General features: G+C 61.2%; 17 protein-coding genes and 2 pseudogenes. 16 read left to right on the forward strand and 3 right to left on the reverse strand.

Translation table 11 applies throughout. The features are described 5' to 3' along the window. The first annotated feature begins 3 nt into the window (after positions 1-3). The 4 genes from HZY77_RS01125 (at position 4) to HZY77_RS01140 (ending at position 2,713) form a co-directional block, all read left to right on the forward strand. Complete coding sequence (locus HZY77_RS01125) at positions 4-966, forward strand: YgcG family protein (protein ID WP_363154123.1); 963 nt, start codon at positions 4-6, stop codon at positions 964-966. Further along, positions 872-1,351, forward strand: coding sequence for a TPM domain-containing protein (locus HZY77_RS01130; RefSeq protein WP_363154125.1), 480 nt, complete (start codon positions 872-874; stop codon positions 1,349-1,351). The genes HZY77_RS01125 and HZY77_RS01130 overlap by 95 nt, the downstream gene beginning before the upstream one ends. 9 nt (positions 1,352-1,360) lie before the next feature. After that, entirely contained in the window at positions 1,361-1,768 is a 408-nt protein-coding gene (locus HZY77_RS01135; protein WP_296817934.1) for an NfeD family protein, read from the forward strand. 15 nt (positions 1,769-1,783) lie between these two features. Beyond that, positions 1,784-2,713 carry a stomatin-like protein gene (locus tag HZY77_RS01140; protein ID WP_296636162.1) on the forward strand — a complete coding sequence of 310 codons (930 nt, stop codon included), beginning with the start codon at positions 1,784-1,786 and terminating at the stop codon, positions 2,711-2,713. Between the two features lie 8 nt (positions 2,714-2,721). On the opposite strand, the gene lplT is transcribed toward HZY77_RS01140, so the two are convergent. Next, complete coding sequence (gene lplT / locus HZY77_RS01145; protein ID WP_296817936.1) at positions 2,722-3,939, reverse strand: lysophospholipid transporter LplT; 1,218 nt, start codon at positions 3,937-3,939, stop codon at positions 2,722-2,724. Between the two features lie 160 nt (positions 3,940-4,099). Here lplT and HZY77_RS01150 point away from each other — a divergent pair, with 160 nt between their 5' ends. From HZY77_RS01150 to HZY77_RS01160, 3 genes are read left to right on the forward strand one after another with little or no spacing between them, the layout of a single operon-like run. Continuing rightward, positions 4,100-5,044 (forward strand): LysR family transcriptional regulator, encoded by a 945-nt coding sequence (locus HZY77_RS01150; protein ID WP_296817938.1) that lies wholly within the window; start codon positions 4,100-4,102, stop codon positions 5,042-5,044. Beyond that, positions 5,044-5,232, forward strand: coding sequence for a DUF2281 domain-containing protein (locus HZY77_RS01155; RefSeq protein WP_296817941.1), 189 nt, complete (start codon positions 5,044-5,046; stop codon positions 5,230-5,232). The genes HZY77_RS01150 and HZY77_RS01155 overlap by 1 nt, the downstream gene beginning before the upstream one ends. Continuing rightward, positions 5,208-5,411, forward strand: coding sequence for a hypothetical protein (locus HZY77_RS01160; RefSeq protein ID WP_296817943.1), 204 nt, complete (start codon positions 5,208-5,210; stop codon positions 5,409-5,411). The genes HZY77_RS01155 and HZY77_RS01160 overlap by 25 nt, the downstream gene beginning before the upstream one ends. Positions 5,412-5,424: 13 nt before the next feature. Here HZY77_RS01160 and HZY77_RS01165 read toward each other — a convergent pair whose 3' ends face one another. Next, positions 5,425-5,733, reverse strand: a complete 309-nt coding sequence (locus HZY77_RS01165; protein WP_296817945.1) for a DUF2007 domain-containing protein — start codon at positions 5,731-5,733, stop codon at positions 5,425-5,427. Positions 5,734-5,751: 18 nt separating this feature from the next. Next, entirely contained in the window at positions 5,752-6,162 is a 411-nt protein-coding gene (locus tag HZY77_RS01170) for a transcriptional repressor (RefSeq protein ID WP_296817947.1), read from the reverse strand. Positions 6,163-6,316: 154 nt separating this feature from the next. Between HZY77_RS01170 and hisD the strand changes: the two are divergent. The 9 genes and pseudogenes from hisD to tatA all read left to right on the forward strand — a co-directional run. Next, a pseudogene (gene hisD / locus HZY77_RS01175) lies at positions 6,317-7,609 on the forward strand (histidinol dehydrogenase); the annotation flags it as partial. Between the two features lie 27 nt (positions 7,610-7,636). Continuing rightward, positions 7,637-8,701, forward strand: coding sequence for a histidinol-phosphate transaminase (hisC, locus tag HZY77_RS01180; protein ID WP_296820771.1), 1,065 nt, complete (start codon positions 7,637-7,639; stop codon positions 8,699-8,701). A gap of 30 nt (positions 8,702-8,731) precedes the next feature. Next, positions 8,732-9,319: an imidazoleglycerol-phosphate dehydratase HisB gene (gene hisB, locus HZY77_RS01185; protein WP_296817949.1), complete on the forward strand. Its 588-nt coding sequence runs from the start codon at positions 8,732-8,734 to the stop codon at positions 9,317-9,319. Positions 9,320-9,347: 28 nt separating this feature from the next. After that, positions 9,348-10,034, forward strand: a complete 687-nt coding sequence (gene hisH, locus HZY77_RS01190; RefSeq protein ID WP_296817951.1) for an imidazole glycerol phosphate synthase subunit HisH — start codon at positions 9,348-9,350, stop codon at positions 10,032-10,034. A gap of 30 nt (positions 10,035-10,064) precedes the next feature. Then, positions 10,065-10,822: pseudogene (hisA, locus tag HZY77_RS01195) on the forward strand (1-(5-phosphoribosyl)-5-[(5-phosphoribosylamino)methylideneamino]imidazole-4-carboxamide isomerase). 16 nt (positions 10,823-10,838) lie between these two features. After that, entirely contained in the window at positions 10,839-11,594 is a 756-nt protein-coding gene (gene hisF, locus HZY77_RS01200) for an imidazole glycerol phosphate synthase subunit HisF (protein WP_296817953.1), read from the forward strand. Next, complete coding sequence (gene hisIE / locus HZY77_RS01205; RefSeq protein ID WP_296817956.1) at positions 11,591-12,292, forward strand: bifunctional phosphoribosyl-AMP cyclohydrolase/phosphoribosyl-ATP diphosphatase HisIE; 702 nt, start codon at positions 11,591-11,593, stop codon at positions 12,290-12,292. Before hisF ends, hisIE begins: the two co-directional genes overlap by 4 nt. Further along, on the forward strand, positions 12,285-12,623 hold the full coding sequence (locus HZY77_RS01210) for a histidine triad nucleotide-binding protein (RefSeq protein ID WP_296636198.1): 339 nt from the start codon (positions 12,285-12,287) through the stop codon (positions 12,621-12,623). Before hisIE ends, HZY77_RS01210 begins: the two co-directional genes overlap by 8 nt. 18 nt (positions 12,624-12,641) lie before the next feature. Then, the gene (gene tatA / locus HZY77_RS01215; RefSeq protein ID WP_296636201.1) at positions 12,642-12,854 is read left to right on the forward strand and encodes a Sec-independent protein translocase subunit TatA; all 213 of its coding nucleotides are present in this window, start codon (positions 12,642-12,644) and stop codon (positions 12,852-12,854) included. The last annotated feature ends 63 nt before the right edge of the window (positions 12,855-12,917 follow it).

Here is a 12,917-nt window from a genome sequence, read left to right on the forward strand (position 1 = left end):
GGCATGATCAGGCTGCTCCGGACGCGTTTCGCGTTCGGTTTTCTGATTGCGATGCTGGCGCTGTCCGCCTGGGCACAGGTGGCGGTGCCTGAGCTGTCACGCCGCGTGACAGACCAGACTGCCACGCTCAGCGCCGATCAGGTTGCCGCGCTTGAAAGCAAGTTGGCCGCGTTCGAGGCGAAAAAGGGCAGCCAGATCGTGGTGCTGATCGTGCCCACGACGCAGCCGGAAGATATTGCCCAGTTCGGCATTCGCGTGGCCGATCAATGGAAGATTGGCCGCAAGAAAGTTGACGACGGGGTGATCCTGATTGTTGCCAAGGACGACCGAACATTGCGGCTGGAAGTCGGCTATGGGCTCGAAGGTGCGATCCCCGACGCGATCGCCAAGCGTGTGATTGCCGAAACCATCACNCCCTATTTCAAGGCGGGTGATTTCTATGGCGGCATCGATGCTGGCGTGCAGCAGTTAATGGGGTTGATCGAAGGCGAATCCTTGCCGCCGCCCAGCGCATCCGGACAGGGCGAGGGCGACGGCGCATTCGTCATGCTGATCGTCGGCGGCATGGTCGTGGGCTGGCTGCTCGCCACCTTGATGAGCCGCCCGGCAGCGGGCGGTATCGCCGCACTGGGCAGCGGCGTGGCCGGTGCCTTCCTGCTGGGGTTGACTCCCTTGCTGCTATTCATTGTCGTGTTCGTGTTTGCCGGCGTGGCCACNGGATTCCGCCGCGGCGGGGGCTGGTCGAGCGGCGGCGGTGGATGGGGCGGTGGCGGGTTTGGTGGGGGCTCGTGGGGCGGTGGCGGCGGCGGTTTCGGCGGGGAGGCGCATCAGGCTCATGGTGAATGTCAAACGCTGGCTCAGGCATCTGTTCATGCCGCCGTGGGCGTGGCGGCGCGTGTTTCCTCGCGCCACACTCGATGCGATCGAAGGAGCGATCCGGGAATCGGAAACGCGTCATGGCGGTGAAATCCGTTTCGCCATCGAGAACAGTCTGCCTGCTTCCTGGGTCTGGCGTGGTATGACGGGGCGCAAGCGTGCGCTCGAGGCGTTTTCCTTCCTGCGCGTGTGGGATACCGAACACAACAGCGGCGTACTGGTGTACCTGCTGCTGGCCGACCGCGACATCGAAATCATTGCCGACCGCGGCATTGCCGCGCGCGTCGACCCGTCAGCCTGGGGCGCGGTGGCCCAGGCCATGGAAATGGATTTTAGACGGGGCGAATTCGAGCATGGCGTGTTGGAAGGCATCCGGCAGATCAGCACGCTGTTGGCTGCACATTTTCCGCCCGGGAAACATAATCCGGACGAATTGCCGGACCGGCCCGTGATTGTGCCCAGTGGATACAAGTGAGGAGACGAGATGCAGGCGTACGCAGTGTGGTGGATTCTGGCGGCTGTACTGGTNGGGGTGGAGCTCGCCAGCGGCACGTTCTATCTGCTGGTCTATGGGATGGCCGCTGCAGTGGCCGGCGTGGCGGCCTGGCTGGGCGCCGGCATGGTGGCGCAGTTGCTGACGGCTGCGGTGATCGGTGCGGTCGGTACCCTGATGTTGCGCCGATGGAAACGCAACACCGACCGTCCGGAGTTCAGCGTGCAGGACATGGACATCGGCAAGACTGTCCAGATCGAGTCCTGGCAAGGGGATCGCGGCCAGGTCAAATATCGTGGCGCCGTATGGGATGCCGAAGCCGAGCCGGCCGGCGTGGACAGCACGCGCCCGCTGGTCATTCGCGCAATCAAGGGCAACACGCTGGTTTTAGGTAATTAATCGGGAGAACAATTCATGGATGCTGTCGCGCTGGTCATCGTCATCGTCATTGCCATTGTCGTCGCCAAGGGTGTGCGCGTGGTTCCGCAGCAGAACGCCTGGGTGGTCGAGCGCCTCGGCAAGTTCCACGCGGTGCTGGTGCCGGGCCTCAATCTGGTGATCCCGTTCATCGACACGGTCGCCTACAAGCACTCGCTCAAGGAAATCCCGCTCGACGTGCCGAGCCAGGTCTGCATCACGCGCGACAACACCCAGCTTGCGGTCGACGGCATCCTGTACTTCCAGGTGACCGACCCGAAGATGGCGTCCTACGGGTCGAGCGACTATATCTCGGCCATTTCGCAACTGGCGCAGACGACGCTGCGTTCCCTGATCGGCCGTATGGAGATGGACCGCACATTCGAGGAGCGCGAGGAGATCAACCGCGGCGTGGTGATGGCTTTGAACGAGGCTTCGACCAACTGGGGCGTCAAGGTGTTGCGCTACGAAATCAAGGATCTGACACCGCCGAAGGACATCCTTCACGCCATGCAGCGGCAGATCACTGCCGAGCGCGAGAAGCGTGCGCTGATTGCCTCGTCGGAAGGCCGCATGCAGGAGCAGATCAACATTGCCACCGGCGAGCGCGAAGCCGCGATTCAGCAATCCGAAGGCGACAAGCAGGCCGCCATCAACGTTGCCATGGGCGAGGCCGAGGCGATCAAGGCGATCGCGGTCGCCAATGCCGAGGCGATCGCCCGTGTGGCGCGCGCGATTGAAATGCCGGGTGGCATCCAGGCGGTGAATCTCAAGGTCGCCGAGAAATACGTCGAAGCCTTTTCCGGGCTGGCCAAAACCGGCAACACCTTGATCGTGCCGTCCAACATGGCCGACCTCAGTTCACTGATTGCAGGCGCGATGAGCGTGGTGAAATCGCAGACTCCGGAGCGTGTCAACCAGGCCTGACCTGGCCGTCAGTGCACGACGTCGTTGCGATGGCGCAGCCAGACCGTCGCCATCACTGTGCTGATGAACAGGCCGAATACCAGGACGATGGTGTGGATGTGCCAGTCGGCACGCACCATCAGGGCGTAGGCGCCGGTCAGCAGCAGGATGCTGATGTTCTCGTTGAAATTCTGCTGGGCGATGGAGTGGCCGGCTCCCATCAACAGGTGTCCGCGGTGTTGCAGCAGGGCATTCATCGGCACCACGAAATAGCCTGCCAGCACGCCTGCCAGCGTGAGTAGGAGCACGGCAGGAATCAGACTTTCCACCCAGATCAGGGCGATCGGCACGAAGCCAAGGAGGATGCCGGCCGGCAGTACGCTGATGGCGCGCTGCAGGCGGACGAATTTTCCGGCCAGGATCGAGCCGATGGCGATACCGAATGCGGAGGCGGCGGTGAGCTGGGTGGCCTGGTCCAGGCCGTATTTCAGGTTGAGCGCGGCCCAGGCGATGATGAGCAGGCGCAGTGTGGCGCCGACGCCCCAGAACAGGGTGGTGACGGCGAGCGACACCTGGCCGAGGGGATCGCGCCAAAGTAGCAGGAAGCTGTGCCCGAAGTCATGAAGGATATACAGCGGCGAACGATTGGGCAGTTTGTGGTCGATCGGCAGTCGTGGGATGAACAGGTTGATGAACGCGGCGCCGAGGTAGAGCCCGGTGATGACGACAATGGCAAATTTGGGCGCGATGACGGTCGCGGAGAGCCCGGCGGTCGCCAGGATGTGCTCGGCAAGATGCGGATTGATGAGCGCGCCGCCAATGATGGCGCCGAGCACGATAGCGGCAACCGTGGTGCCTTCCATCCAGCTGTTGGCGACGACGAGTTTCTCGCTGGGCAACAATTCGGTGAGGATGCCGTACTTGGCCGGCGAATACATGGCGGCACCGATGCCGACAATGGCATAGGCCAGCAAGGGGTGCAGCCCGGCCAGCATGGTCAGGCAGCCCGCGAATTTGAGCGTGTTGGCGATGAGCATGACGCGTCCCTTGGGGAGGGCGTCGGCGAACGGGCCAACCAACGGGGCCAGCACGATATAGGCGATGACGAAAACCGTCTGCAGCAGCGGCGAATACCATTCGGGCGCAGAGGAGAAAACCAGCAGACCGATCGCTGCGAACAGCAGGGCGTTGTCGGCCAAAGCAGACAGGAACTGCGCAAGCAGGATGGTGTAGAACGCGCGATTCAAGTGGCGTGGCCTGGATTACGATCGGCGCAACGCCATGCCGGCCCGAAGGGAGGGGGCGCAGGAAAAATCAATTGTTACAACAGCTTGGTTATGGGATGGTTTCAACACGGACGGGTTTGTGGTTGAATAAAAATCTTTTCTGACCCAAGGACGGGATTTAATGGCCGACCGCAGACTACAAGTATTCTACACCGTCGCCAAGCAGCTCAGCTTTACCAAGGCCGCCGATATTCTGTACATGACACAGCCTGCGGTGACCTTCCAGGTCAAGCAGTTGGAAGAACATTTCAATACCCGCTTGTTCGAGCGCAGCCATGGGAAGATCTCGCTGACCCCGGCGGGCGATCTGGTGTTGGGGTATGCCGAGCGCATTCTGGCCTTGACTGGCGAGATGGAAGCGCGTGTGGGCGAACTGACCGGACAGGTGACGGGGCCGCTGATGATCGGCGCCTCGACCACCATTGCCGAATACCAGTTGCCGCGCATCCTGGGCGAATTCAAGGAGCGCTTCCCACAGGTTCAGGCGCGCCTCACGGTGGCCAATTCGGAAACGGTGGCGGCGAAAGTGGCCGATCATTCGCTCGACGTCGGATTGATCGAAGCACCTTCCCACAATCCCAACCTGACCACGCTGGCGTGCTGCGAAGACGAGCTGGTGATGATCTGTTCGCCGCATCATGCGCTGGCCTCGCGTTCGAGCGTGAACGCGCACGACATCTCCGAACAGCCTTACGTGTCGCGCGAACATGGTTCGGGCACGCGTGAAGTGGTGGATGACTTCTTCAAGGACAATGGCGTCAACCCGGACGATCTGCATATCGAAATGGAATTGGGTAGCCGCGAGGCGATCAANGGGGCAGTTGAGGCCAATCTTGGCGTGGCCATCATGTCGGCATCCACCGTCACCAAGGAAATCCAGCTCGGCACGCTCGCCGCGATTCCCTTGAAGCCCAGGCTGACGCGCGAACTTTCCATGGTGTATGCACCGGAAAAATTCCGCAGCAAGCTTCTCGACGCCTTCATCAGCTTCGTCGAGAACAAGTTTCAGCAATGCAATGTCGATGTCATTCCGATGAAGCGGCCGGTCAAGGGGCGCAACCGCTGATGCGCGACAGCAAGCGTCTCGTGTCGCTATTCCGTTCGCTGTCGGAATCGCGGCAGCAGGCCTTGCTGGATTACGCGGAGTTCCTGGCGGGCAAGGAAGGGGCCGAAACCGCCAGCGCACCCCAGCGGAGCCGCTTCCGATTCCTCGGCCTGAAGAGGAAAACGTGGTCAAGGCAATCCAGCGCCTGATGCAGACCTACCCGATGCTGGAGCGCAATCAGATATTTCATGAAGCCTCAGCACAGATGACGCGTCATCTGGTGCACGGCGTGGCGGCCGTCGAGGCAATCGATGAACTGGAACGGATTTTTGCGCGCCAGTATCAACAGCATCTCGACGCCTTGAAGAAAGACGCGCAGCCGTCCTGAGCTTACGCAGCTTTTAGTCGGACAGCAGGCTTCCACATTGCCAGCAACTCAGGAAGTTGCCGGGGTTGCGCTCGCCGCAGTGCGGGCAAATCTTTTCCACACCGGGCTTCACGTTCAGAAAATCCACCAATACCTCGCGCGCCTGGCATTCCCGGGTGTCGTCCTCGACCCACACTTCGGGTTGTGCCTGCAGGAAGGGAACCTCGCCCAGCGCGCCCGCGGCATTGGCATTGAAGATATGGCTGACGATGCCGAGGCTGGACAGCGCGTCGACGACCAGTTGGGCATCGAGCAGAGTCGGGGCGATGTGGACCCGTTTCATCGACGGGCGAATAGAGGGTTACGCCTTGCGGCGGACACGCACGATCAGATCGATGCCTTCGGTCACCATGCCGGGCGGCAAGGGCGGCAGGCCGGAAATCTGGACATGAGCGGCATCGATGTCGGACAGCTTGCCGGTATCGACTTCGTAGAGGTGGTGGTGCGGACCGGTATTGGGGTCGANAAACACCTTGCTGGGATCGACGATGACTTCGCGTACCAGGCCTTTTTCCAGGAACAGCTTGAGGGTGTTGTAGACCGTGGCCTTGGAGGTCTCGGAGTGGCGGGTGTTGACGATCGCCATCACCTGATCGGCCGAGAGGTGTTCCTGTCGTGAAAACAGCGCGTGCGCAATCTCGATCCGCTGGTGGGTCGGATTGATGTCGTGGCTGCGCAAAAGGCCGGCCATGTTGTCGCGCGTGTAATGCATGCGCCTTATGATAAACACCAATCTGGACTTTGTCTAATTTCCGGAATGGGTATGAGTGCCATCCGGAAAAGCCCGTGCGAGCGCGGCGAAGCGTCAAAAACCGGTACAATTCCAGCCAGTCTTTCGCCTTTATTCTTTGTGAAGCAGGAATCCTGTGGTTACCCTCGCCCGCCTCGACAGCACAGCGCCTGATTTTCAGGCGCGTCTTGCCCGCCTGTTGCAATTCGACGATGCGGCCGACGCCGCCATCGAGCAGACGGTTACCACCATTCTGCTCGACGTGAAAACACGGGGCGATGCGGCGGTACTCGAATATACCGAACGCTTCGACCGCCTGCCGGCGGCCTCGGTCGCCAGCCTTGAGTTGAATACTGCGCAATTGCAGGCCGCACTCGCAGCCCTGCCGGCCGACACGCGCCAGGCGCTGGAGGCTGCAGCGGATCGCGTACGTCGCTATCACGAGAAGCAGATCCAGGGTTCGTGGACCTATACCGAGGACGATGGCACCGTATTGGGACAGAAAGTCACGCCGCTGGACCGCGTCGGGCTGTATGTCCCTGGCGGCAAGGCGGCGTATCCGTCGTCGGTGCTGATGAACGCGATTCCGGCCAAGGTGGCTGGGGTGGCCGAACTCATCATGGTGGTGCCGACCCCGGGCGGCGAGCAGAATCCGCTGGTGCTGGCCGCCGCCGCGATCGCCGGGGTGGACCGCGTGTTCACCCTCGGTGGCGCGCAGGCGGTGGCAGCGCTGGCCTATGGCACCGAGACCGTGCCGCAGGTCGACAAAATCGTCGGCCCCGGCAATGCCTACGTGGCAGCAGCCAAGCGTCGGGTGTTCGGCACGGTGGGGATCGACATGATCGCCGGTCCATCCGAGATCCTCGTCATCGCCGATGGCAACACGCCGCCGGAATGGGTCGCGATGGATCTCTTCTCGCAGGCCGAGCACGACGAGATGGCGCAGTCGATCCTGCTGTCGCCGGATGCGGCTTACCTCGAGGCGGTGGCGGCCGCAATCAACCAATTGATTGAAGAAATGCCGCGCAGCGAAGTGATCCGTACCTCGCTCACCAATCGCGGTGCGCTGATCAAGACGCGCGATCTTGACGACGCGGCCGCGATTTCGAATACGATCGCGCCGGAACACCTTGAGCTCTCGGTGGCTGATCCCGATGCGCTGCTGCCCAAGCTGCGCCATGCCGGTGCGATCTTCATGGGCCGGAACACCTGCGAGGCGCTGGGCGATTACTGCGCCGGGCCGAACCATGTGCTACCGACCTCGCGCACGGCACGCTTCTCGTCGCCGCTGGGCGTGTACGACTTCCAGAAGCGCAGCAGTCTGATCCATGTGTCGCAGGCCGGCGCACAGACGCTTGGGCAGATCGCTGCCACGTTGGCCTACGGCGAAGGCCTGCAGGCGCACGCGCGCTCGGCCGAATATCGCCTGACACATAAANNTGAGCCTGCTGTTTCCATGAGTCGTTATTGGAGCGCCGTAGTACACGGCCTGACGCCCTATGTGCCGGGCGAGCAGCCCAAGCTGGCCAATCTGGTCAAGCTCAACACCAACGAGAATCCCTACGGGCCCAGTCCGAAAGTGCTCGACGCTGTGCGCGCGGAAGCGGCCGACACGCTACGCCTCTATCCTGACCCCGGCTCGGACCGGCTTCGAGCCGGCATCGCAGCGTATCACGGCGTGGCGGCCGACCAGGTGTTCGTCGGCAACGGCTCCGACGAGGTGCTGGCGCATGCGTTCATGGCACTGCTGAAGCATGGCCAGCCGATCCTGTTTCCCGACATCAGCTATAGCTTCTATCCCGTGTATTGCGGGTTGTACGAAATCGACTATCGAACAATCCCACTGACGGACACGTTCGAGATCAGGGTCGACGATTATCTCGCGCCCAACGGCGGGGTGATTTTCCCCAATCCCAATGCACCGACCGGGCGCCTGCTTGCATTGGGCGAGATCGAGCGTCTGCTGACGGGCAATCCGGACTCGGTGGTGGTAATCGACGAAGCCTACATCGATTTCGGTGGCGAATCGGCAGTGAGACTGGTGGCCCGTTATCCGCAGTTGCTGGTCGTCCGTACCCTGTCCAAATCACATGCCCTGGCTGGCCTGCGTGTCGGCTATGCCATCGGCCAGGCGCATCTGATCGAGGCGCTCAACCGGGTGAAAGACAGCTTCAACTCCTATCCGCTCGATCGCTTCGCCCAGGCAGGGGCTTTGGCTTCGATGGAAGACCATGCCTATTTCGAGTCCATTTGCGCCAAAGTGGTGGCGACGCGTACCCGGCTGGTGGCCGGTATGGAAGCCCTGGGCTTCCAGGTTCTGCCCTCGGCCGCCAACTTCATCTTCGCTCGCCATCCGGCCCAAGACGGCGCTGTATTGGCTGCTGCACTGCGCGAGCGCAGCATCATCGTGCGGCATTTCCGGAATCCGGCCCGCATTGCGCCGTTTTTACGCATCACGGTCGGCACCGATTCACAATGCGACGCACTGCTTGCCGCGTTGAAAGCCATTGCGAACTGCTAGAATTCTTCTACAGCCTTATTTTTCGACGCCATGCGCACCGCTCAAGTCACTCGCAACACTCTCGAAACCCAGATCGCGGTCAGTCTCAATCTCGACGGTACGGGCGTATCCAAACTCGATACCGGGGTGCCGTTTCTCGATCACATGCTCGATCAGATCGCGCGCCATGGCCTGATCGACCTGGATATCCGGGCCAAGGGCGACCTGCACATCGATGCCCACCACACGGTGGAAGATACGGGCATCACGCTGGGGCAGGCTTTCGCCCAGGCGCTCGGCGACAAGAAGGGCATCCGCCGCTACGGCCATGCCTACGTGCCGCTGGATGAAGCGCTCTCGCGCGTGGTGATCGACCTGTCCGGTCGGCCGGGCTTGGAATACCACGTCGATTACACCCGTGCGCGCATCGGCGAATTCGACGTCGATCTGTTTCTCGAGTTCTTCCGCGGCTTCATCAATCATGCGGGTGTGACGCTGCATATCGACAACTTGCGTGGCATCAACGCGCACCACCAGGCCGAGACGATCTTCAAGGCCTTCGGCCGTGCGCTGCGGATGGCGGTGGAAGCCGACGCACGCATGGGCGACGTGCTGCCCTCGACGAAAGGTGCACTATGATCGCAACGCGCATCCTGGAGGCTGGGTTGTGAGCGTCGATATCGCCGTCATCGACTATGGCATGGGCAACCTGCGTTCGGTGTCCAAGGCCATCGAGCACGTCGCGCCCTCGGTCAGCGTGGTGGTGACGTCCGATCCGGCGGTGATCGCGGCTGCCGGACGCGTGGTGTTTCCGGGACAGGGCGCGGCGCCCGACTGCATGCGCGAGATCGATGCGCGCGGCCTGCGCCAGGCGATCGTCGACGCCGCCCGCAGCAAACCCTTTCTGGGCATCTGCATGGGGATGCAGGTGCTGTTCGAGCATAGCGAGGAAGGCGATACCGCCTGTCTCGGCATCCTGCCGGGCACGGTGCAGCGATTCCCGCACGAGGCGATGCACGACGATGCGGGCAACAAGCTCAAGGTGCCGCACATGGGCTGGAACAACGTCCATCAGGCGATGCCGCATCCCTTGTGGGTGGGGATCGAGGAGGGCGCGCGTTTCTATTTCGTCCATAGCTATTTTGTGCAGCCGACCGCGCCCGACGTGATCGCTGGGTTCTCGCACTATCCGTTTCCGTTTACCTGCGCGGTGGCGACAGCGAACATCTTTGCAGTCCAGTTTCATCCGGANAAAAGCCAGAATGATGGTTTGACGCTACTGGGCAATTTTGTAACCTGGAATCCGGGCGAACGCGATACCGCCTGCGATATGTCCGGCGCGGCCTGCGCCTAATTTTCTCCTGTACGACCCTGCTGATCAGCCATGTTAATTATTCCTGCGATCGACCTTAAAGACGGCCACTGCGTGCGCCTGGAACAAGGCGAAATGGACAAGGCCACCGTGTTTTCCGAAGACCCGGCCGCCACGGCACGCCACTGGAAGGAACTGGGTGCGCGGCGCCTGCATCTGGTCGACCTGAACGGTGCATTTGCCGGCAAGCCAGTCAACGATGTGGCGATTCGTTCGATCGTCGATGCGGTAGGCGACGAGATCCCGGTGCAGCTCGGTGGCGGCATTCGCGACCTCGCCACCATCGAACGCTATCTCGACGATGGCGTGCGCTATGTCATCATCGGTACCGCCGCGGTGAANAATCCTGGCTTCCTGCACGAAGCCTGTGATGCTTTCCCGGGGCACGTGATGGTCGGCCTGGATGCCAAGGATGGCAAGATCGCCGTCGAAGGCTGGTCCAAGATCACCGGCCATGATGTGATCGATCTGGCCAAGCGCTTCGAGGGGTATGGTGTCGAGGCTGTCATCTATACCGATATTGGCCGTGACGGCATGCTCACCGGAGTGAACGTGGACGCCACCCAGCGGCTGGCACAGGCGCTGTCGATCCCGGTCATTGCCAGCGGTGGTGTGACCAATCTCGACGATGTCAGGGCACTGTCTACGGTGGCCAAGGACGGCNNATCATCGGCGCGATCACCGGTCGTGCGATCTATCAGGGTACGCTCGACTTCGCCGAGGCGCAGAAGCTCGCCGACGAGCTGGCCGGTGGTGTGTTCGGGGTCTGATTCNGACAGGATAACCATGCTGGCAAAGCGCATCATCCCCTGTCTCGACGTCACCAACGGCCGCGTGGTCAAGGGCGTCAATTTCGTCGAGTTGAAGGATGCCGGCGACCCCGTCGAAATCGCGCGTCGCTACAACGAAGCGGGCGCCGACGAGTTGACCTTTCTCGACATCACCGCATCGTCCGACAATCGTGACCTGATCCTCCACATCATTGAAGCCGTGGCTTCGGAGGTGTTCATTCCGTTGACGGTCGGCGGCGGCGTGCGTGTGGTCGGGGATGTCCAGCGTCTGCTCAATGCCGGCGCGGACAAGGTCAGCATCAATACCTCTGCGGTCACCAATCCGCAACTGGTAAAGGATGCGGCCGATCGTTATGGCAGCCAGTGCATCGTGGTGGCGATCGACGCCAAGCGAGCCGGCGATCATTGGGAGGTTTTCACCCATGGCGGCCGCACGGCAACCGGGCTGGATGCGGTCGAGTGGGCGAANAAAATGGAAAATCTGGGTGCGGGCGAACTGCTGCTCACCTCGATGGATCGCGACGGTACCAAAAGCGGTTTCGACCTGGAACTGACCCGGGCGATTTCCGACGCGGTCGACATTCCCATCATCGCGAGCGGNGGNGTCGGCACGCTGCAACATCTCGTCGACGGAGTGAAGGAGGGCCGGGCCGATGCGGTGCTGGCGGCGAGCATCTTCCACTTCGGCGAATACGGGGTAGATGAGGCGAAGCGCTACATGAAACAGCACGGAATCGAGGTGCGCCTGTGAGCGACTGGCTCGATGCCGTCAAATGGGATGCGCATGGGCTCGTCCCGGCGATCGCTCAGGATGCCGCCAGTGGAGAAATCCTCATGGTGGCGTGGATGAACCGCGAGGCTCTTGAAGAAACGGCACGCACATTGCGCGGGGTGTACTGGTCGCGCTCGCGCAACAAACTGTGGCGCAAGGGCGAAGAATCCGGCCATGTGCAGAACGTCAGTGAAATCCGCCTCGATTGCGACAATGATGTGGTGTTGCTCAAAATCGAACAACTAGGCGGCATCGCCTGTCATACCGGGCGCCGCTCGTGTTTTTTCCAGAAGCTGGACAATGGCCACTGGGTGACGACTGCCCCGGTGCTGAAGAATCCCGACGAGATCTANCCGCAAATGAGCGATATCCTCGACCGCCTGGCCGATACGCTGGAAGCGCGCAAGCAGGCGTCGCCCGACAGTTCCTACGTTGCCAAACTCTACGCCAAGGGTACGGATGCCATCCTGAAGAAAATCGGCGAGGAAGCGACCGAGACTGTGATGGCGGCGAAAGACGGCCAGGCCGAAAAGATCATCTACGAAGTCGCCGATTTGTGGTTTCATACCCTGGTGCTGCTGGCATACAAGGGATTGAAGCCGGCGGATGTACTGAACGAACTGGCGCGCCGAGAAGGCTTGTCCGGGCTGACCGAAAAAGCGAATCGACATGAGTGACTGCATTTTCTGCAAAATCGCGGCCGGACAATTGCCAAGCGGGAAAGTCTATGAAGACGACGATGTCCTGGCTTTCCATGACATCCATCCGTTTGCACGGGTACATTTCCTGATCATTCCGAAAGCGCACGTCGCGACCCTGTCCGACTGCTTGCCCGAGCATCAGGCACTNCTTGGGAAGATGTTGTTGCTGGCGCCGCGTCTGGCCAAGGAACAGGGGCTCGACACGGGCTTCAAGACACTGATCAACACCGGCCGCGGCGGTGGCCAGGAAGTGTTCCACATCCATGTTCACGTATTTGGCGGGGGCGATCCCGTCAGGAAAAGTTAAATTTAAAGGAGACATTCCATGGGCGGCTTTAGCATTTGGCACTGGTTGATCGTTTTGGTAATCGTGCTGCTGATTTTTGGTACCAAGAAACTGCGTAATATCGGCAGCGATCTGGGAGGGGCGGTCAAAGGGTTCAAGGAAGGGATGAAGGAAGATGCACCCAAATTGAGCGACAAGGATGAGACCGGACATACCATCGATGCCGAAGTGAAAGACAAGCATCATTCCTGAGTGTGTGGCATGGCTAGGATCGGGCAACCCATCGCACCGATCTTTTCCTGCCCCGGAATCCTG

It is taken from the genome of Thiobacillus sp. (genome assembly GCF_013693775.1).
Lineage (GTDB): Bacteria > Pseudomonadota > Gammaproteobacteria > Burkholderiales > Thiobacillaceae > Thiobacillus.

Coding starts and splice junctions, on each gene's coding strand:
- HZY77_RS01155 (WP_296817941.1), top strand. CDS start 5,044: ATGCGCGACAGCAAGCGTCTCGTGTCGCTATTCCGTTCGCTGTCGGAA.
- HZY77_RS01165 (WP_296817945.1), bottom strand. CDS start 5,733: ATGAAACGGGTCCACATCGCCCCGACTCTGCTCGATGCCCAACTGGTC.
- hisB (WP_296817949.1), top strand. CDS start 8,732: ATGCGCACCGCTCAAGTCACTCGCAACACTCTCGAAACCCAGATCGCG.
- HZY77_RS01130 (WP_363154125.1), top strand. CDS start 872: ATGCCGCCGTGGGCGTGGCGGCGCGTGTTTCCTCGCGCCACACTCGAT.
- HZY77_RS01140 (WP_296636162.1), top strand. CDS start 1,784: ATGGATGCTGTCGCGCTGGTCATCGTCATCGTCATTGCCATTGTCGTC.
- hisC (WP_296820771.1), top strand. CDS start 7,637: ATGAGTCGTTATTGGAGCGCCGTAGTACACGGCCTGACGCCCTATGTG.
- tatA (WP_296636201.1), top strand. CDS start 12,642: ATGGGCGGCTTTAGCATTTGGCACTGGTTGATCGTTTTGGTAATCGTG.